The organism is Bacteroidales bacterium, assembly GCA_016707785.1.
GTDB lineage: Bacteria > Bacteroidota > Bacteroidia > Bacteroidales > UBA4417 > UBA4417.
Genome location: JADJGZ010000012.1, coordinates 104,636 through 124,705, shown reverse-complemented (window position 1 = coordinate 124,705; position 20,070 = coordinate 104,636). Strand labels below are relative to the sequence as shown.

Annotated in this window: 17 protein-coding genes; 6 read left to right on the top strand and 11 right to left on the bottom strand. The window is 39.4% G+C overall.

What is annotated here, in order from left to right:
• Positions 1 to 505 precede the first annotated feature (505 nt).
• From IPH84_08440 to IPH84_08430, 3 genes are all read left to right on the top strand, one after another.
• On the top strand, positions 506 to 2,113 hold the full coding sequence (locus IPH84_08440; protein MBK7173249.1) for a Zn-dependent hydrolase: 1,608 nt from the start codon (positions 506 to 508) through the stop codon (positions 2,111 to 2,113).
• 52 nt (positions 2,114 to 2,165) lie between these two features.
• Positions 2,166 to 4,328, top strand: a complete 2,163-nt coding sequence (locus tag IPH84_08435) for a S46 family peptidase (GenBank protein MBK7173248.1) — start codon at positions 2,166 to 2,168, stop codon at positions 4,326 to 4,328.
• An 83-nt stretch (positions 4,329 to 4,411) separates the two neighbouring features.
• On the top strand, positions 4,412 to 5,581 hold the full coding sequence (locus tag IPH84_08430) for an acyltransferase (GenBank protein ID MBK7173247.1): 1,170 nt from the start codon (positions 4,412 to 4,414) through the stop codon (positions 5,579 to 5,581).
• A gap of 75 nt (positions 5,582 to 5,656) precedes the next feature.
• Here the strand turns inward: IPH84_08430 and IPH84_08425 are convergent, their stop codons facing one another.
• The 7 genes from IPH84_08425 to IPH84_08395 all read right to left on the bottom strand — a co-directional run bounded on the left by IPH84_08425 (position 5,657) and on the right by IPH84_08395 (position 12,113).
• Positions 5,657 to 6,163: a hypothetical protein gene (locus tag IPH84_08425; protein ID MBK7173246.1), complete on the bottom strand. Its 507-nt coding sequence runs from the start codon at positions 6,161 to 6,163 to the stop codon at positions 5,657 to 5,659.
• A 57-nt stretch (positions 6,164 to 6,220) separates the two neighbouring features.
• Positions 6,221 to 7,378: a hypothetical protein gene (locus tag IPH84_08420; protein MBK7173245.1), complete on the bottom strand. Its 1,158-nt coding sequence runs from the start codon at positions 7,376 to 7,378 to the stop codon at positions 6,221 to 6,223.
• A gap of 69 nt (positions 7,379 to 7,447) precedes the next feature.
• Positions 7,448 to 7,912 (bottom strand): CYTH domain-containing protein, encoded by a 465-nt coding sequence (locus IPH84_08415; protein ID MBK7173244.1) that lies wholly within the window; start codon positions 7,910 to 7,912, stop codon positions 7,448 to 7,450.
• A 36-nt stretch (positions 7,913 to 7,948) separates the two neighbouring features.
• Entirely contained in the window at positions 7,949 to 10,096 is a 2,148-nt protein-coding gene (locus IPH84_08410) for a S46 family peptidase (GenBank protein MBK7173243.1), read from the bottom strand.
• Positions 10,097 to 10,121: 25 nt separating this feature from the next.
• Positions 10,122 to 11,213, bottom strand: coding sequence for an NTP transferase domain-containing protein (locus IPH84_08405; protein MBK7173242.1), 1,092 nt, complete (start codon positions 11,211 to 11,213; stop codon positions 10,122 to 10,124).
• Positions 11,214 to 11,299: 86 nt separating this feature from the next.
• Complete coding sequence (locus IPH84_08400) at positions 11,300 to 11,920, bottom strand: hypothetical protein (GenBank protein MBK7173241.1); 621 nt, start codon at positions 11,918 to 11,920, stop codon at positions 11,300 to 11,302.
• Positions 11,898 to 12,113 carry a hypothetical protein gene (locus tag IPH84_08395; GenBank protein MBK7173240.1) on the bottom strand — a complete coding sequence of 72 codons (216 nt, stop codon included), beginning with the start codon at positions 12,111 to 12,113 and terminating at the stop codon, positions 11,898 to 11,900. Before IPH84_08395 ends, IPH84_08400 begins: the two co-directional genes overlap by 23 nt.
• 227 nt (positions 12,114 to 12,340) lie before the next feature.
• Here IPH84_08395 and IPH84_08390 point away from each other — a divergent pair, with 227 nt between their 5' ends.
• The 3 genes from IPH84_08390 (at position 12,341) to IPH84_08380 (ending at position 14,443) form a co-directional block, all read left to right on the top strand.
• Positions 12,341 to 13,081: an ABC transporter permease gene (locus IPH84_08390; protein MBK7173239.1), complete on the top strand. Its 741-nt coding sequence runs from the start codon at positions 12,341 to 12,343 to the stop codon at positions 13,079 to 13,081.
• The gene (locus IPH84_08385) at positions 13,078 to 13,827 is read left to right on the top strand and encodes an ATP-binding cassette domain-containing protein (GenBank protein ID MBK7173238.1); all 750 of its coding nucleotides are present in this window, start codon (positions 13,078 to 13,080) and stop codon (positions 13,825 to 13,827) included. Before IPH84_08390 ends, IPH84_08385 begins: the two co-directional genes overlap by 4 nt.
• A gap of 85 nt (positions 13,828 to 13,912) precedes the next feature.
• Positions 13,913 to 14,443, top strand: a complete 531-nt coding sequence (locus IPH84_08380; GenBank protein MBK7173237.1) for a CvpA family protein — start codon at positions 13,913 to 13,915, stop codon at positions 14,441 to 14,443.
• A gap of 37 nt (positions 14,444 to 14,480) precedes the next feature.
• Here the strand turns inward: IPH84_08380 and IPH84_08375 are convergent, their stop codons facing one another.
• The 4 genes from IPH84_08375 to IPH84_08360 form a co-directional block, all read right to left on the bottom strand.
• A complete protein-coding gene (locus tag IPH84_08375) occupies positions 14,481 to 15,275 on the bottom strand; it encodes a GLPGLI family protein (GenBank protein MBK7173236.1) in 795 nt (264 codons plus the stop codon).
• Between the two features lie 38 nt (positions 15,276 to 15,313).
• Positions 15,314 to 17,854, bottom strand: a complete 2,541-nt coding sequence (locus IPH84_08370) for a TonB-dependent receptor (GenBank protein MBK7173235.1) — start codon at positions 17,852 to 17,854, stop codon at positions 15,314 to 15,316.
• Between the two features lie 35 nt (positions 17,855 to 17,889).
• The gene (locus IPH84_08365; protein MBK7173234.1) at positions 17,890 to 18,129 is read right to left on the bottom strand and encodes a hypothetical protein; all 240 of its coding nucleotides are present in this window, start codon (positions 18,127 to 18,129) and stop codon (positions 17,890 to 17,892) included.
• A gap of 377 nt (positions 18,130 to 18,506) precedes the next feature.
• Positions 18,507 to 19,892: a tryptophanase gene (locus IPH84_08360; protein MBK7173233.1), complete on the bottom strand. Its 1,386-nt coding sequence runs from the start codon at positions 19,890 to 19,892 to the stop codon at positions 18,507 to 18,509.
• Positions 19,893 to 20,070 lie beyond the last annotated feature (178 nt).

Sequence of the window (20,070 nt, the reverse complement as noted above, 5' to 3'; positions counted from 1 at the left end):
TAAATATTGTTCATTCCACATACATATAGCTAAAATATATTCTTTTAAAGATAAACTATCTAACCACCTTTTAAGTCATTGTTTTACTGATATTTACCGAATTAATTTAAATTATTGATCAGTCATCTGTTACAGTTACTCATCGGTAATAACTAATTAACAGATTTGATTCTATGATGCAACCCTGCTTGCAATGGTGCTAATTAAGTGAAATGGTTTTACCGGATAAATGCTTACATTGATCCTTTTCAATTGCCATTTCATCGATTTAATACTCCTAACCGCCTGATTGCCTGTTAATTTTTAAGACCTTTGATTCCCAAATATTCAATACATGATTCAATTTAGGAAACATAGCTTAACAAGAAAACAGTCAAGTGAATAGTTCTGCCTTGAACTGACTGTTTTTAACTATTTTCGCATCAAATAACCAACCTAATAAACCATAGTCATGTTAAAATCAGGCATTATCTCCATGGTATTTCTGATGATTATATTATCCTGTATGTCAGGATGTAAATCATCAGGAAGTAAAAATACAGCGCAGGCTGATTCAACAGCAGTAAGTGAGATGCAAAAAAAAGTCGATGAATATGCTACAGTGAAGCTTACAACAAACCTGGACCAGCTCACTGCTAAAGAAAAAGAAATGTTACCCATCCTTATAGAGATCGCTCAAATCATGGATGATCTCTTCTGGGAACAAACGCTTGGAAATAAGGAAGCATTTCTTGATACCATTTCTGATCCGGCAACAAAAAGGTTTGCTGAAATCAATTATGGTCCCTGGGATCGGCTGGATGAAAATAATGCTTTCATTGCAGGTTTTGACATTAAACCAAAAGGGGCAAACTTCTATCCCCAGGATATGACGGAAGTTGAATTCAAGGCTTTCAATGATGCTAATAAATCCAGCTTATATACTTTGTTGCGTCGCGATGATGCAGGGAAATTAACCACGGTTTGGTTTCATGAAGCCTACAAAGAGAAAATTGAAAAGGCTGCCGAACTTCTGAAGAAAGCAGCGGAACTTGCTGAAGATCCTGGATTAAAGAATTATTTCCAGCTGAGATCTGATGCCTTACTCACCGATGATTATTTCAAAAGTGATATGGCATGGATGGATATGAAAACAAATACCCTGGATTTCGTTGTTGGTCCGATCGAAAACTATGAAGATGAACTTTTTGGATACAAAGCAGCATATGAAGCAGCCATTTTAGTTAAAGACAAGGAATGGAGTAAAAAACTGGAGAAATACAGCGCTCTGCTCCCTGAATTACAGAAAGATCTGCCTTGCGACCCGAAATTTAAAAAGGAAGTACCTGGTTCATCCTCCGATCTGAATGCCTACGACATCCTTTATTATGCCGGTCATACCAATAGTGGTGGCAAGACCATTGCCATCAATCTTCCCAATGATGAAAAAGTGCAACTTGCCAAAGGTTCCAGGAGGCTGCAATTGAAAAATGCTATGAGAGCCAAATTCGATATGATCCTGGTACCCATCAGTAATGTCCTCATTGAACCTGAACAACGCGCAAATATCAAATTTGATGCATTCTTCAGTAATGTTATGTTTCATGAAGTAGCCCATGGTTTGGGAATTAAAAATACCATCAATGGTAAAGGTACTGTTAGGGAAGTGCTGAAAGAACAATATTCTGGCTGGGAGGAAGCAAAAGCAGATATCCTTGGGCTTTACCTGGTCACTAAACTCATCGAAAAAGGTGAACTTACCGGTATTACCGCAGAAGATGCATTTGTTACTTATATGGCCGGACTGATTCGCTCAGTTAGATTTGGCGCTGCAGAAGCCCATGGTAAAGCTAATATGATGTGTTTTAATTACTTTGAGGATAAGGGTGCTTTCAGTAGAAATAGTGATGGTACCTTCAAAGTTGATTTTGAAAAAACCCGTAATGCGATGAATGAATGGAGCGCTTTCATTATCAAAATCCAGGGAGAAGGTGATTATCTGAATGCAACCAAATACATGGGAATTCATGGAAAGGTCAGGGATGAACTCAAAACCGGATTAGAAAAACTCAAATCTGCAAATATTCCTAAAGATGTGGTTTTTGAACAAGGTAAAGAGGTCCTGGGTTTATAATCATCGCTTTCATACATAAGAATCCATACTAAATTTAAATAATAACATTAACATGAAAAAAACACTAATCACCCTTATAGCTATAGTTTCGTTTGGCATACAATCATTTGCCTGGGAAGCACCTGATGAAGGAATGTGGCTGCCAATGTTTGTTGAAAGGCTGAACTATGTAGACATGCAGAAAATGGGTCTGAAACTTACCCCTGAAGAATTATACAGCATCAATCACTCAAGCTTGAAAGATGCCATTGTAAGTCTTGGAGGATTCTGCACAGCGGAAGTGGTTTCCCCGGAAGGATTACTTTTTACTAACCACCATTGTGGTTATAATGCCATTCAGACACATTCATCGGTAGAACATGATTACCTGACTGATGGATTTTGGGCAATGTCAAAACAGGAAGAACTCATGAATGAGGGCCTCACAGTTTCTTTCCTTGTGCGAATGGATGATGTAACCGCTGATGTATTAAGTGTTGTAACCCCTGATATGGATGAGAAAGCGCGTTCTGCTGCGATCACAAAAAAGGTTGAAGAATTGAAAAAGGAAGCTACAGCGGATGGTAAATATAATGTAGACCTGAAAAATTTCTTCAATGGAAATGAATATTACCGCTTCGTGTATATGGTATACAAAGATGTCCGTCTCGTTGGAGCTCCTCCTTCAAGCATTGGTAAATTTGGCGGTGATACCGATAATTGGATGTGGCCACGCCATACTGGTGATTTTAGCATATTCCGTATCTATACTGCTCCCGATGGCACACCAGCTGAATATTCCAAAGAAAATATTCCCCTAAAAGCCGAAAAATATCTGCCAGTCTCTTTGAAAGGATACAAGAAAAATGATTTTGCAATGATTTGGGGTTACCCGGGTCAAACCGACAGGTATCGTACCAGCTGGGGTGTTGATGCAACCCTTAATGATATCAATCCTTCAATCATTAAAGTACTAGGCAAAACTCTTGAAATTCAGAAAGTTGGCATGGATGCTGACAATGCAGTCAGAATTGCCTATGCTTCCAACTATGCAGGGATAGCAAACTTCTGGAAAAATAAATTAGGCGAAAGCCGCGACCTGAAAAGGCTTGATGTAATTGAACTCAAACAAAAAATTGAAAAGGACTTCGATACCTGGGTGAAGGCAAATCCTTCCCGCATTGAAAAATATGGAGAAGTAACCAGTTCATTCGCTGATGTTTATGACCAATATAAAAAACAGAACCTTTATCCATTAATGTGGCAAACTCAGTTATTCTTTTTTAGCTCCCAGGCATTCACTTTCCCCGGACAAGCTGATGGAATCGAAACTATACTGAAGTCTGGTGCTAAAGGGGATGCCCTTAAGAAACAACTTGAAAAATATAACGAAATTGGTGCCGGCCACTTTAAAGACTATAATGCAAGTATCGAGCAAAACGTTTATACTGCCTTAATGGAAATGTTTAAAGCTGATATCCCAACTAACCAACATCCTGAAATCTATCAATTGATTGACAAAAAATATAAGGGTGACATAAAGAAGTTTGTAGACGAAATGTTCAAGACTTCTATTTTCTGCACTGAAGCGAACTTTAAAGCTTTCCTGGAAAAACCATCACTGAAGAAACTCAATAATGATCTTGCTTATAAAACGTATTCTTCTTTCATGGAAAATTTCCAGAAAGCTCAGGCAACCAATCAGCAACTTTCAAGTAAATTAAAGAAAACCAACCGCCTGTTCCTTGCTGGTTTGCGCGAAATGAACCCTGATAAAAGTTACTACCCTGATGCCAATAGCACCATGCGTATGACCTATGGTAAGGTACTTGATTATTTCCCGGCCGATGCTGTTCATTATAACTACTTCACTACACTCGACGGAGTGATTATGAAAGAGGATCCAACCAATGAAGAATTTATTGTCTCTCCTAAATTAAAGGAACTCTATCTCAAAAAAGATTATGGCTCCTATGGTGAAGATGGGAAAATGTATACCTGTTTCCTTACTGACAATGATATTACAGGTGGTAATTCAGGCAGCCCGGTCCTAAATGGTGATGGTCATCTGATTGGAATCGCTTTTGATGGAAACTGGGAGGCTATGAGTGGAAATATAGCCTTTGAACCCGAACTTCAACGTACAATCAATGTGGACATCCGTTATGTATTGTTTGTTATCGACAAATATGCGGGTGCCAAAAATCTGATCGATGAACTTACAATTGTGAAATAATCTCAGATTCAAAGAAAGGCCTCCTTCGGGGGGCCTTTTTTTTATTTGTTTTGCTGATTCCTATACTTAAAAACTTTCTAACTTTGGCTAAACTCCTAACAACCCTTTCATTGGAAGAAAAAAGCAATTCAGCTGTCTATATCCCTCAGTTTGATATCATTCGTTTCTTTGCAGCCTTTATGATTGTCATTTACCATTCATATATAGCGTGGAAAGGCTGGTTTGGGCTACCCGGAATTTTATCTGCCGGAGATTACAAAACATTTTCCGGGTTTGGTGCTCATGTTGATCAGTTTTTAAGAAACCTGCCCATCGGGGTGGATATTTTCTTTTTTATCAGTGGATACCTCCTCACCTATTTACTGGTTATTGAAAAACAGAAATACGGGAAAGTAAATATTCCCAAATTCTATATCCGGCGTGGATTAAGGATCTGGCCTTTATATTTTTTCCTTGTTGCTATTGCTCCATTTCTTGTAAGCTGGCTGGGAGAAAAACAACCTGTATATTGGCCAACGATTGCACTCATCAATAACTTCCAAACCATCAATACCCAGGAATGGATTTATCCCTTCTCTCATTTTTGGTCCATTTGTATTGAAGAACACTTCTATATCTTCTGGCCTATTATTGTAGCCTTTATTCCGATTAGGAAACTTCCGCATGCTATCACCCTTCTCCTGGGATTCAGCTGGTGCTATAAAATTTATACTTACCTGTTCCTGGCATCCAATTGGTATGAGTTATACCTGCATACATTCAGCAGGATGGATGTGATTCTTCTCGGAGGACTATTGGCGGTATTTTATATCAAAAAGCCCTTTACCTTTAAAATGCATTGGATTAGCATTTCCTTGATCTCAGTCATCCTGGTTATCCTGTTATCTTTTGATGATATGAGTAATTATGAAAATATGCTGAATGGAGTTACCAGAAGATTCGTTTACATCGTATTGATAGGGCTAATCATGATGGATACTCTCTTTAACCCCGACAGGAAAAGTTTCCTTGGAAAATTTAAACCTATACTTTACCTGGGAAAAGTATCTTATGGTATCTATATGTACGGCAACATCCTGGTATTGGTAGTTATCAAGAAAGTTCTGATGGATTATCACATCAATAATATTTACCTCTACTTCCTGATCATCTTCCTTGCCTCCCTGATTATCCCTGTTATTAGTTATGAGCTTCTCGAAAAACCCTTTCTCAGACTGAAGCAGAGATTTGCATTAGTGAAGACCCGACTCTAACCATTCATACTCGATAAGTATAAAAAAAGGGAGAAGTCGTTACCGGCTCCTCCCTTTTCTATCTATATCTAATTATTACTTTGTTTTTACACCCGATTCCTTTTTACCTTTTGTTACAACAGGTTTCTGGGTATTTGTGCCGCTTGGTTTTGCTTCAGGTTTCCCTGGAGTTCCCGTGGTGGGTGTAACCTTAGGCTTCCCATTTGATTCCATCCAGATCACCTTTTTAGTTGCTCCCGGTTTCTGAACATTCCCTTGTTTGGGATTCTGCTGTGTTTTATTTACAGCTGAATTGGTAGTAGGTTTCGACACGCCCGGAGATGGCTGGGTAGTATTCCCCCCAGTTTTGGATTTTCCACCCGCTTTTTTGTATTCATTTGCTTTGCGCTCCGCCTCTGCAGCCTGCTCAGGGGTCATGGAGTTGTACTTCTTCTTCATCTCCGCCTGTCTTTTTTTATTCTTCTCCAGGTTTTCCTGTTTCTGCTTATCGGCGGCAACACCTACCTTCTGAGCATAGGCAAATCCGGTAGACATCACTACACTTACAATAATGGTTAAGGTAAAATACTTGATTGTTTTCATCTCAAAGTTATTTTGTGTGGCAGCATGGTTACAAACACTATGCCACTATTAAATAGATTAGTTCAATTTTTTCTGCCAAATTTCTTCTCCGGTACTGCTGGTTCGGTTGAGGAAAATGAAACTTCCCCCGCTATTACTCAAACCTGTTATACTAAAACCACCATCTGCATGTTGGATTATTCCAACTCCCTGGTCAACATCATCACCACCATAAGTCTTTGTCCAGCTCAAATTTCCACCTGAATCATACTTATTCAGGAGAATATTCTGATTAGCGCTTCCAGAAGCAGCAGTAATCCCGGTAATAGCATACCCGCCATCATCAGCAAGTACAAGAGTGGTGCCATAATCAAATCCAGTGCCTCCAAATGTTTTTTCCCACACTTTTTCCCCGGAAGCAGTTACTTTAATCAGGTAAAGATCCTGTCCGTTGGCTTCAACCATTCCCCCGATGGCAATGGTTCCATCAGAGGCAATCTCCAATGAATAACCCAGTCCTTCACTAAACGTTTTTGTCCAGAGACTGTCACCCGTTGAACTAAGCTTCATAAGGAATGCATCTCCACAACAACTGACATTCCCTGCCATTGAGCCGGTAATGAATACTGATCCATCAGAAGCTTCAGCAATTGCATATGCTTCATCGTATTTGGCGGAAGTAGAGGTATTGCTGCCAATCCGTTTATCCCAAACCTTTTCACCGGACGAATTGACTTTTGCCAGGTAAATATCCCTGTCATCATCAAAATCATCCATGATATATCCGCAAGCTATGTAGCCGCTATCACTGGTCGAAGTAAGTGAGAACCCCTGGGAAATGGACCCAACACCAAATAAACTTGCCCATTCTGCCGAACCATCCTCCTTTACCTTCCTGATCAACATTGAAGTCCTGCTATTTGATGTTGTCGATGTCTGGAAACCACTTGCTACATATCCTCCACCCACACCATTGATAACATGATAGTATGCATCTGAATTATTATCACCATAGGAAGATTCCCAAATCACCTCCCCGCTGGAATTCACTTTGGTTAAAAAAGCATCAAATCCTGAACTTTCAGAATTATTAAATCCCGCAATAACCATATTGCCATCAGGAGCCGCAACCAAGGAATTTCCTCCCCTTTGGTACGATTCCACTATTTCATCCTTCTTACAGGATTGAAGAAAAATCAAAGTCACCAATAAGAGTATGGCCGAAATCTGTTTCATAACAAGAATAATTTAGATAATGTCGTGATCCTGCAAAATTAGGAATAGTTCACAACATATTCTTCCTGTTTACCAGGTTGAATAGGGGTGCTGCGACAGATAGGTGTTAAAAAAACGTAAATCACCGGTTACTTCACTAACAATCCAGTCAGGGATATCAAAGGTTTCATCCTCCGAAGCCAATTCTATTTCTGCAATCCAGAGGCCTTTATTATCGAGAAGAAATTCATCTATCTCCCAAAGGTGTTTTTTAAAGATGTGATGATACCGAATCTTGGAGATTTTACCTGGTAACGTAAATTGATCAAACAAATCCTGCCCGTCTTCAAATGGGATTTCATATTCAAATTCAGGTCTGACCCCATTTCGATCCATTCCCTTGATAGTAAAAAAGGCTTTATGTCCGGAGATACGGATACGAATGGACTTTTCCTGGCTAATCAGCATGTAACCCTGTCGGATGATCACTCCATCCAACCCTTGAGGTAGCTTAGCCGGGTCAACCAGAAATTTCCTTTCAATCTCTAACGCCATCAGCTGTTTTCTATTAGTAATAATGTATTGACCCTGTCAATTGCGAATATCCAGCTCCTTGATCAGATTAGTAGCCCCTGCATATTTTTCAATAATAAAGAGGACATACCTGATATCAACGTTGATGGTTCGCTGAAGTTCCGGTTCAAAAGCATAGTTCCCGCTCATAGCTTCCCAGTTCCCGTCAAAAGCAATTCCAATCAGCTCACCATCTCCATTCATTACAGGACTTCCAGAGTTTCCACCGGTGATGTCATTGGTGGTGAGGAAAGCTACTATCATCTCCCCATTTTCACCATAGTTCCCATAATCTTTATCTTCATAGAGCTTTTTAAGTTTTTCAGGAACTACAAATTCCCAGTTCGTTGGATCTTCCTTTTGAATTAATCCTTTCAGGGTAGTAACATAATTAAAATCTACAGCATCAGCCGGACTGTAATCCAACACTTTCCCATAAGTGAGGCGCATAGTACTATTGGCATCCGGGTAGAACTTCTGATCAGGCAACATTTCCCTTAACCCTTTCACATAGAGTCGCCTTCCTGTTGCCAATAAATCTGTTCCTGGCTTAACCAGTTTGTCAATTTTCTGGGCATTTTCACTAAATGACCGCTGTAATATCCATGCCGGATCTTTACTGAGCTGTTTCATAGAAGGATTGGCGAGGAAAGCATCTACTTTTTCCTGGCTGGTAAAGATGGATTTAGAGAAAACATATTCAGCGTACTTTTCAAAATTCCCTTTATACTTTTTGAAAATAGTCTTGAGCTGCGCTGGTTGAAATTCTGAAGGCACATCTTCATAATACAACTTCAGCATAGCGGCAAGCATTTTCTGATCAGTAGGGGCGCTATAATTCTTGAAATATTGCTTGGATGCAGTACCAGTTTTTTCTGTAACTGATTTGAGTTTTGCCTCATCTGTTTCACCCATGGCTTTGGCTAATGATTCAAACTGCCTGGCATAAGCTATGATCTCACAGCCTCTCACAATCGCTTCCGAATTGTACCTCACCGCCATTTCATAGGTGTTGATGATTTCATATGCTTTTTCTATGCTTTTAAGGGCATCTTTATAAATTATTGTTTTATCAGGATTTGCTTGTACCCAGGTGAGAAATTGTTTCTCCAATTGCCTTTTCCTGTCAGCTACTGCTAATCTCTTCAGCCCTTTGTTCTGCCCGATGAAAAACTTCCAGTAATTAGCCGTTCCTGCATATTTTGAAGCATATTTTATTCGAACTGCTGCATCAGCATTCATATCTTCCCGCAGGATTTCCAGTTTCTTTGTCCTGATTTTCACAATAGCAGGATTGTTCCGTTCCAGGGCCCAATCAAGGGTATAAGAAGTAGCATACCGGTCGGTGGTTCCAGGGTATCCCATAATCATAGCAAAATCATTTTTCTTCACCCCTTTGATAGAAATAGGTAAAAACTTGCGGGGTTTTAAAGGGACGTTTTCTTTGGCATATTCAGCCGGTTTATTGTCAGTACTTGCATAAACTCTGAAAACTGAAAAATCACCGGTATGTCTCGGCCACATCCAGTTGTCGGTATCGGCACCGAATTTGCCAATTGAAGAAGGAGGAGCCCCAACCAGGCGAACATCCCTGAAAACTTCATAAAGGAAAAGATAGAATTCATTACCATTAAAGAAAGAACCAACCCTGGCATCATAGGAATTATCTTTCGTAGCTTCTCCTTCCAGTTTCCTGCTGTTTTCCCTGATTTTTTCATTCCTGGCTTGCTCCGTCATGTTCTCATCAATCCCTTCAAGCATTTCCTTGCTTACATCCTGGATACTAACCAGGAAACGCACAGCCAGATTTGGTGTGGGAAGCTCTTCTTCGAGTCTCGTTGCCCAAAAACCGTCAGTCAGATAATCGTGCTCAACAGTACTGTGCGATTGAATAGAGCCATAACCGCAATGATGGTTCGTAAATAACAATCCCTGTTCTGAAACGATCTCTCCTGTACATCCACCACCAAAAATGACAATGGCATCCTTAAGACTGTTATGATTTATACTGTATAATTCTTCTGCAGTAAGGTGCAAACCTTCTTTCTGCATATCAACATAATTAAGCCGTTCAATGAAGAGTGGAAGCCACATTCCTTCATCTGCCCTGGTATTCATCAGAATCGAGCACAGGGTCAAAAGCAGTAATAGTTTTTTCTTTATCATTACTTTAAGTCTCTAATTGTTAATACTAAACGTATTTGTCACCTTTTCTTTCCCGCACTTCATCCACATAATTCCTGATATTCTGTTCATCACCTTTTCGGCAAATCAGTAAAACATCCTTTTCGTCAACAATAATGTAATTATCCAGGCCCTGAATAAGTGCTACCTTGTGATCCGGCATTGTTATAATACAATTCTTTGTATCCACAGGAATCACAGAATCTCCAACTATTGCATTATTATCTTCGTTTTTTATGCGGGCTTCATACAACGATCCCCATGTTCCAAGGTCGGACCATCCAAAATCAGAAGGAATAACATAAACATTATCTGCTTTCTCCATTACACCGTAGTCGATGGAGATACTTTTACACAAGGTATAAGCTTGTAAAATGTAATCTGATTCCATGGGCGTAAAATAACTACTGTCGCCTTCTCTGAAAATAGAATTTACCTCCGCAAGGTGCTTATCAAATGCATTCAGGATACTCCGAAGGGACCAGATAAAAATTCCTGAGTTCCATAGAAAATCTCCACTCTGCAAAAATGAAACTGCAAGCTCATGATGTGGCTTCTCCGTGAAAGTCTTCACCTTTCTAACACTGGTATGGGGCTTGAATTCCTTTGTCTCATCAAACTGAATATAACCATACCCGGTATCCGGACGACTTGGCATAATCCCAAGTGTAATGAGCCAGTCGTTGACACTTACAGCATCAAGAGCATCTCTCAGGGTTTTTGTAAAAATCTCTTCTTTTAAAATGATGTGATCAGAAGGAGCAACTACAATCCTTGCATCCGGGTTAAGATGAGCAATCTTGTGACAAGCATAGGCAATGCAGGGTGCAGTATTTCTTCTGACAGGTTCACACAGCACATGATCAGGAATAATCAGCGGAAGTTGTTCAATAACAAGATCCTTATAAAGTTCATGTGTTACAACAAAAATATTCTCCGGAGGACAAACAACTGATAATCGTCTGAAAGTCTGTTGTATTAATGTTTCTCCTGTCCCTAAAATATCAATGAACTGTTTAGGACGCATGGTTCTGCTCATCGGCCAGAATCGGGCACCGACCCCTCCGGCCATAATTACACCATAATTATTTTTATCCATCATATCACTGTTTGACAATATTTATAACGATCCAAATTTAAAACTGGTCTCTCACAAATATAGAAAAACCGGAATCAATACTTACTTTAAATCAGAATTATTTGAGCAGTAGGTGAAACGAGGTAATATCTCTTGTTTGATGGACAAAAGCACTTATATCTGGTCCGCATCCGCTCCAATTTAATCATTTGTTTTCCATTCAATAGCTGAAACTTAACCTGGTTTCCAATTTCAGCCAGGGTGAGCATTTCTCCCTTTTCCTCCAGCCGATTCAGAACTCGCAAGATTTGAACATCCCGGTGAAATGAGGATGGGGTCTTTCTGAAATGAATCTTTAAGGCCACAATTAGTTCATCAGGTAATATCTGAGGATTCAGGAAAGGCAGGGTGAGTTCCTGAAAGGACAGCTTCCATTCTCTTCCATGTGGCATAGCCTTGCGACCATATTCTTTCCAAACCTTAAGGTGGGCCAACTCATGAATAAAAACCAATAGGAAAGAATACTCTCCTAAATCATTATTTATACTGATAACAGGTAATTCACTTCCGGAAGATGACCGAAAACTACCAAGCTTTTGCTTCCTGGGAGAGGTAACTTTTATAATGAAATCATACCGATTGAAATATTCGGAAATGAGTCCTCTTGAATGTTCTGGAAACCGATTTAGCAGTCGGTTGAAAAATTCAGGCCTGGTAAATAAGACCATCCTGAGGAAGCATTAACTGACCTGGCATCTTCATTAAACAACCGCATCGGTTTCTACCGGTTGAAGGAGGGCTTCTGCGCCAGTTCTTATTATTGTAATTGGGGGTCATACAACCCTGAAGCATAATAACCATCGTGCTTACTCCAAAAAGAAGTAAAACCTTATGAGACAACACTGACTTAAGTTTACCCATGATCATGACATTCAAATACAAAGGAACTACTTCTTTAGTTATTATTACAACTTTATGTATTCATTTTTTTACCTGCTTATTCCTAAACATATTTTAAACTCAAAGGTTCAAAGGTAGTTTCCATCCCTAAAGAATTGGTATTTGGCAGGAAATTGAAAACCAATAATGTTGCAAACAGTGTTCTTGTAGTTAATTTTACGCTAATTTAGCGGTAATTATTGTGTGAGATGAAGATTATTTACCATTTTGGCCGATACCTTAGTTTGCTTCTCCAGGTTTTCAAACAACCTGAAAAAATGACTGTTTATCGCCGCCAATTCATGCTCGAAGTTGAGAACCTCGGACTGGCTTCAGCAGGAATCGTTGCTATTATTTCAGTTTTTATGGGTGCTGTTCTCACCATTCAGATGGCATTTAACATTGACTCACCCCTGGTACCCCTATATACCATCGGTTTTGCCACCAGGCAAAGTATTGTGCTTGAATTCGCGCCTACGATCATCAGCCTCATCCTTTGCGGAAAAGTGGGTTCCAGGATATCTTCGGAAATAGGAACCATGAGAGTAACGGAACAGATCGATGCCCTTGAAGTAATGGGAATCAACTCTGCATCCTATCTTATCCTTCCCAAGATCATGGCTGCCATGTTCATTTTCCCATTTCTCATTATGATGAGCATGGTTTTAGGTGTAATTGGAGGTTGGGCTGCCGGTACTGCCACCGGATCAATTACATCATACGGATATATTTATGGCATTCAGTCATTCTTTCATATGTATGATATCTATTATGCCCTCATTAAAACAGTTGTATTTGCCTTTATCATAACTTCCGTTTCTGCATACCATGGTTATTATACTAAAGGAGGTGCGCTTGAAGTTGGTAATGCCAGCACTTCAGGCGTGGTTTACAGTAGTATTGCCATTATCTTCTCAAACCTGATCTTAACCCAACTGCTTCTGGTATGATAGAAGGGAATCACATCACTAAACGATTTGGTGAAAAAATCGTTCTCGAGGATGTAACAGTCCATTTTGATCAGGGAAAAACCAACCTGATCATCGGGCAGAGCGGCATGGGTAAAACGGTCCTGCTCAAATGCCTCGTCGGGCTTTTGCCTTTCGAGGAAGGACAAGTGTTATATGATAAACGTCCTTTCTCGGAAATGGACTTTAGTCAGAAAAAAGAAATCCGCCAGGAAATTGGCATGTTATTCCAGGGTGGGGCACTGTTTGATTCGCTGACAGCTGAGCAGAATGTTATGTTCCCGCTAACAATGTTTACAAAAATGACACATGCCGAGAAACTGGAAAGAGCTAATTTCTGCCTCTCCAGGGTGAACCTTGAAAATGCCAATAAACTATTCCCTTCAGAACTAAGTGGTGGCATGAAGAAAAGAGTTGCCATAGCACGCGCGATTGCATTGAACCCAAGATACCTTTTTTGTGATGAACCCAATTCCGGATTGGATCCTCAAACGGCAAACCTCATTGATGAACTGATCAGTGAAATCACTAAAGAGTATAATATCACAACAGTGGTTGTTACACACGACATGAATTCTGTACTTGAAATCGGGCAGAAAATATACTTCCTGTTTAATGGAAAACTCTGGTGGGAAGGAAATAAAGACAATATACTTTATGCTGCTAATCCTGAGCTTAATGCATTTGTTTTTAATTCGGAATTAACAAAGAGGCTTCGTCCAACCTGAACTGATTAATCCCTGGTTGTGGATGCAATAAAATTACTCAACCACAAGTTTCTCAAATAAAAAACTTAAATCTTCCTAATCAAATATGAATATCCTTGACCTGGTATTGCTGGTTCCACTTGCCTATTTTGCCTGGAAAGGCTTTTCCAAAGGGTTTATTATCACTTTAGCCATGCTTGCAGGTATCCTGATTGGGTTTTATGCAGCAATTCATTTTTCTGAATTCGTAGCTGACTTGCTTCGAAAACAATTTGACATGAAAAGCTCAAATATTAAACCGATTTCCTACCTGTTCACTTTTACTATTGTATTGGTGCTTACTTTTCTTCTGGGACAATTTCTCACTTCAGTGGTCAAAACTACAGGTCTCGGAATTGTAAACAGAATAGCAGGATTATTACTGGGAGTTGCTAAAGGTTTGCTGATTGTATCTGCTCTGGTGATGGTTCTGGAAAAGATCGACCCAAAATCCTACCTGGTTACAAAAGAACAGAAAGATGAATCCGCATTGTATAAACCATTAGCTTCTGTTGCACCAAAAGTGTTTCCCCTATTGAAAACCTATACCAACAAGGCAAAAGAATATATAATGAATGGAGATGACCAGAATATCTGATCATCTCCATTATTGCAATCTTGAAACTATCTGAATTTTAATACCTTATACCCCAGAAAGGTGGTTCTTCAGCTGCTTTCCGCTCATCCATGTACTTCTTGATGACTTTATAATAATCATCCTCATGGATTCTTTTACCCTTCATCTTCTTTGGTAAATCCATCTCTGTAGTTAATGACTTCATTTCAATTTTATCCGCGGTAATCACCATGGCACCGTCATTTATTTCTATTTCCAAAATCATCCCGGGCAATCCACAAAATCGCTCCGGACCACCACTGATGGGCATATCCATGGCAAACCAGGCAGTTACCTTTTGTTGTTTAAGCGTATCATGCCAATAGGCATTCATACAAATATGGCCGGCAACTTCCTTGATATCATTCAGAATTTTCCATGGCTGCGGACGCAAAGAATCGTCAATGATATATACCTTGCCTAACAATTGAATCATATCCAACGTCTTTTGCTTCTCAAAATCTCTTCTGATGGAATATTCATCCCGCCTCCAGGAATAACCTTCATCGTCAGCTTCAGCTCTCTCTTCCGAATCCTTGTAAAAACTCTGGGTAGGCTTAAAGTACATCTCTGTGAATTCCTTCCATTCAGATCTGTTACCCCACATATAGGTGATTCTTTCCCTCTGCTGCTTACTAAGATAGTCAACTGCAGCCATCTTTTTTGTCCAGTTGTGAGTAATCAGAAAACGGATTTTCCCCTCCATTGTCTGGGCAAAAGTACTGTTTGGCAGGAAAAATGAAAGCATCATCACAGCAACTGTTATACTGATTGCCTTTTGACCTTTCCCAATGATGAAACTAATGTATCTCATAACTAATCTCTATTTATTACGCTTGTGAAAAATCAATCCTACCAAAAATTATTCTTCTTTAATTTATCTTCAAATCCCCTAAGGTTGTATGTGGCACTTAACATATAATATCTTGCCAGGGTTGGAGCACTGGTATAAGATATATAGTTTGCAGTACCATACTGACTGATATATACTCTCTTATTCAGTATATCAAAAGCTGCCAGGCGTATTTCCAAACGATTCTTTTTCCCAAGAATTCTACGTATTGATCCATTCCAAATTGGCATATCACGGTCGAAATTAAATTTATCATTCCTGTAAATAGCATAATTAAAATTGCTCTCCAGGAAAAACTTGGGTGCAAATTGCCATTTTACAGAAGCATAAGTTTCATAATTCCTGATCTTCTGATTTTGCTCAGTGCGAATCGAATAGGAGATGTCATTGAAATTGATCCCCTGACTGATATTCATGATCAACTTTGGGCTTGGAGTTAGGTTGATCCCGAAATCGAAATTATATCCTTTGTTATCTGTTTCATTTAATACATCATTCACATAAGCAGGGGAATTCCCAATATTCACAGATCCGTTAAAGTCAATTGTGAGCTTGGTTTTAATGATTGGGAAGCTAGACCACACATACATGTTAAAGCTGGAGCCTCCTTCAATGTTCTCGGCCCGCGTGGTAGTCCTGATCCCAATAGTATCAATCACTTCCACCCATTGGTTATAGACAATGTTCTGGTCATAATTATTATAATTACTTCCAATCCCAAGGCTGGCAAAAGATGATGGGTTCCAGTAATTAAAATTCAAACTGACAGAATGTGATCTCTCAGGCTTCAAATTTGGGTTACCTTCACTTCTATATAAAGGATTATCGGTATTTGGAACCGATTGCAGGTCGGTAATTGATGGTTCTGTTACATCATAATTATAATTTGTGCTGATCCACATATTATGAGGTAGCTGGTAACTGGCCGATAAATTCGGGGTCCAGTTATTGAAGCTTCTCTTTAATGTATCTGAAAAGGGAAGATCCTTATCAATCGCATAATTACCTTTTAGCTGCAGTTGCTGGGCAGCGGCTCCGACTTGTACATTTAACCCTTTATTGGAATACCGGATACTGGAACCCAAACGATTATATAGCACGTTGTTTGTATAATACACGCTCAGGCTATCAATTCTGATGTTATTCTCCGAAGGATTGAGCACCTGTCGGTTCACTCCATTTTCACTCAAACTGAAATTATAGAATGTCTCCCAGTACCACACTTTTGAAAGTGGCTCGGTATATAATAAGCTTGATTTTAGCTGGGAAACATCATTGTCTTTCTCATTCAACTTCCTGATTTGTTCCTTGAATGAGGCTGCATTGAAGAATTCATTCAAAGAAAAAAGCTGGTCTGAACCGTTACTCCTGTTAATATTATATCCTGCACTCACAGCCAATGACCGGCCCTTTTTCTTAAACCGGTGGCGGAATATAGATGCACTCGTTATTCTCCAGGATTCAAGATCATTCGAATTATTCATACTGAGCCTGTTGAAAAGAACTTTCTCAGCTCCTGAATAGAGTTGACTTTGATCCATTGAAGAATTGGAGTTACTAAGCCGGAAATTAGCTTTTACAATGATGATATTATTAGAGTCAATCTCCTTCTCAAAACGGGTTGCAAAAGTATGATTGCCTCTGAAATCGTTCTTTGCCAAAGTATCATTATTATAAAAAGAGCTATCCCCTAAGAAAGTCTGCTTGCTTGAAAACTGCTCAAGATTCAGTTTAGTCTGGTTATAGAAATAACTGGCATTAAACTTCGTCTTCTTGTTATCATAATTATAATTTGTACCTCCTCCGAAATTCTTTGTGAACCCCCGGCCATCAAACTGGTTCATTGGTGAATCATCGCCACTGAAAGAATAATATCTTCCACCACCTGAACTGAATCCAAAATCCCCGTTATCATAATCATTAAAAGCGTTCTGGCCTTTAAACTCACCATAGTCTTCCCAATTCACCCCGGTTTGATTGATATTATTGGCATATCCTATGAATGAAAGCTGGTTTTTATCATTGAAACGATTGTAATTCCCACGTCCGGCCCAACGTTCATCCGTTCCAACAGCCCCGGTAATCTTTCCAAAGGATCCCTTTTTATACTCCTCCTTCAGTTCAAGGTTCATGGCCTTTTCCTTTGTGCCATCATCAACACCTGTTAACTTCGCCTGCTCCGACTTTTCATCATACACCTGCACTTTTGAAATGGCTTCCGCACCGAGGTTCTTGGTAACGCTCTTTGGATCGTCACCGAAGAAAGTCTTCCCATCCACAAATACCCTTTTTACATCCTTACCCTGAGTTTTGATGTTTCCTTCCGCATCCACTTCAATACCGGGAAGCCTGCGCAATAAGTCTTCCACTGTTGATCCGGGTGGAACTTTAAAAGTAGTGGCATCATATTCAACCGTATCTCCCCTGATCCTTAGCGGGGCTTTGGCAGCCTTGACAACCACTTCCATCAATGCCAGGGAAATAGGCTTCACTCTCACTACTCCCAGGTCATTGATTGCTGAAGAAGATGTTTGAATCAATTGTTGATGTGGAAGGTAACTGATATGCGAAATCTTTAATAAGTAAGGGACATTCCTGACATTATTAAATGAAAATGCACCGGATCCATCGCTGGTGGTAAATTCACCAGCGTACTGTCCTTGGGTGTAAGAAGCATAACAGTTGCAAAAGGCACTTCAGCATTCGATGTGTCCCTGATCATACTTTTGATGGTAACTTTAGTCGGAGATTGAGCCACCAACTGTCCTGAACATACCATAAGCAAGATCATCAGGAACCAGAATAATTGTTTCATTGAATTTTGGATTATATTTTATGACGCGATTTTGATAATTATAAGTACCAGGAGTTAAAACAAGAGTAAATAACTAAATGTTGGATAAAATTGTAGGGACCATGAAAGATCAAAGAATAAACTGATCCAATCCAATAAAATTGTACGCCGAACTTAAATTATTTTCCATGTCTTTTTTAAGACAAATATCTACAAGAAAAATACGCTAAACCACGCCTTGCAATTGATTTAAGACAATTTAACATTAAGATTATCCGATGAATGTTTAAACCATCCGTCACAAGATGAAAACAGGTTACTGAAAACTGATTTTTCAGTAACCTGGTGCAGAAAAAAAAGAAAATCAATGCTTGTTCATTACATTGATAAGTCCGGATTTAGATGGAATCCTTCCTTTTCATTTTTACAGTAAAATGGCGCAGAATTGGAGCTTCATAAAGAATTTCCATTCCTGAGGTGATGGATTTTCTGCGTTCGAAAACATTGGCCATTGAAGCGGCCACATATTCCATATGATTGTTGGTATAAACTCTTCTTGGAATAGCCAACCTGACCAATTCAAGTGCTGGGTATCGATTCTCACGCGAAACAGGGTCCCTGTCAGCCATCATTGCGCCAATTTCAACACCCCGGACACCTCCTTCCAAATATAATTCAACAGCTAATGTTTGTGCCCTGAATTGTTCTTTAGGCAAATGTGGAAGAATTTTATTTGCATCAATAAAAATTGCATGTCCGCCATAAGGTTGCTGCACTGGAATACCATATTTAGTCAGCAGTTTCCCAAGATATCCCACCTGGCCAACCCTGGCTTCAAGATAATCAAAGTCTAAGGCTTCATACAAACCCTGGGATAATGCAGCCATATCGCGACCAGCAAGTCCCCCATAGGTGATAAACCCTTCAAACATAATATTGAAAACCGAAGCCTGGCGATGTATCTCACTATCGTTAAGTGCAATAAAGCCTCCGATATTGACAATACCATCCTTCTTACTGCTCATAGTCATGCCGTCTGCAAGACTATACATATCTGCTACGATATCTTTAATAGCCCTGTTCTGCTGGCCTGGCTCCCTTTTCTTAATAAAATAGGCATTTTCAGCATATCTTGCTGAATCATACAATAACCTGATTCCATATTTTTGAGCCATAGCCTTCACTTGCCTCAGGTTCTCAAGTGAAACGGGTTGTCCGCCTGAAGAATTACAGGTTAAGGTTACTAATATGAAGGGAATCTTTTCCTTAGGATGTCTTTTTATTTCATTTTCCAGCTTTTCAAGATCAACATTCCCTTTAAAAGGATGGTCCAATTCTGTATCAAAAGCTTCATCAATGGTACAATCCACTGCATGTGCCTTCCTGAACTCAATATGACCTTTGGTAGTATCGAAATGTGAATTACCGGGGACTACGTCTCCTTCCTTGACCAGAACACTAAAAAGGACATTTTCAGCAGCCCGGCCCTGATGAGTTGGTAAGAAAAAATCAAAACCAAATATATCTTTGACTGCAGCCTTCAGCTTAAAATAAGATGCTGATCCGGCATAACTCTCATCACCAGTCATAATCTCTGCCCACTGCTTATCACTCATTGCACCTGTACCGGAATCAGTTAACAAGTCAATGAACACCTGGTCAGATGATAAATTGAAAAGATTAAATCCAGCCTTGGTAATCCAGGCTTCACGCTCAGCACGTTCACTTCGCCTGATCGTTTCAATCATTTTAATTTTGTAGGGTTCGGCAAAAGGTAACTCCATAGAAATTGTTTTAGCAATGATAAAACTGTTTTAAAAACTATATACAACTTTGAATATCAACAATATAATAGTCACGCTCCTTAATGTAACGGAATATTGTTTTTCTTAAACCTGTTAACTGGTTAAATTTCATATCTGGTGATTGAAACGCCTCAAATATACATTATTTTGATAAAAA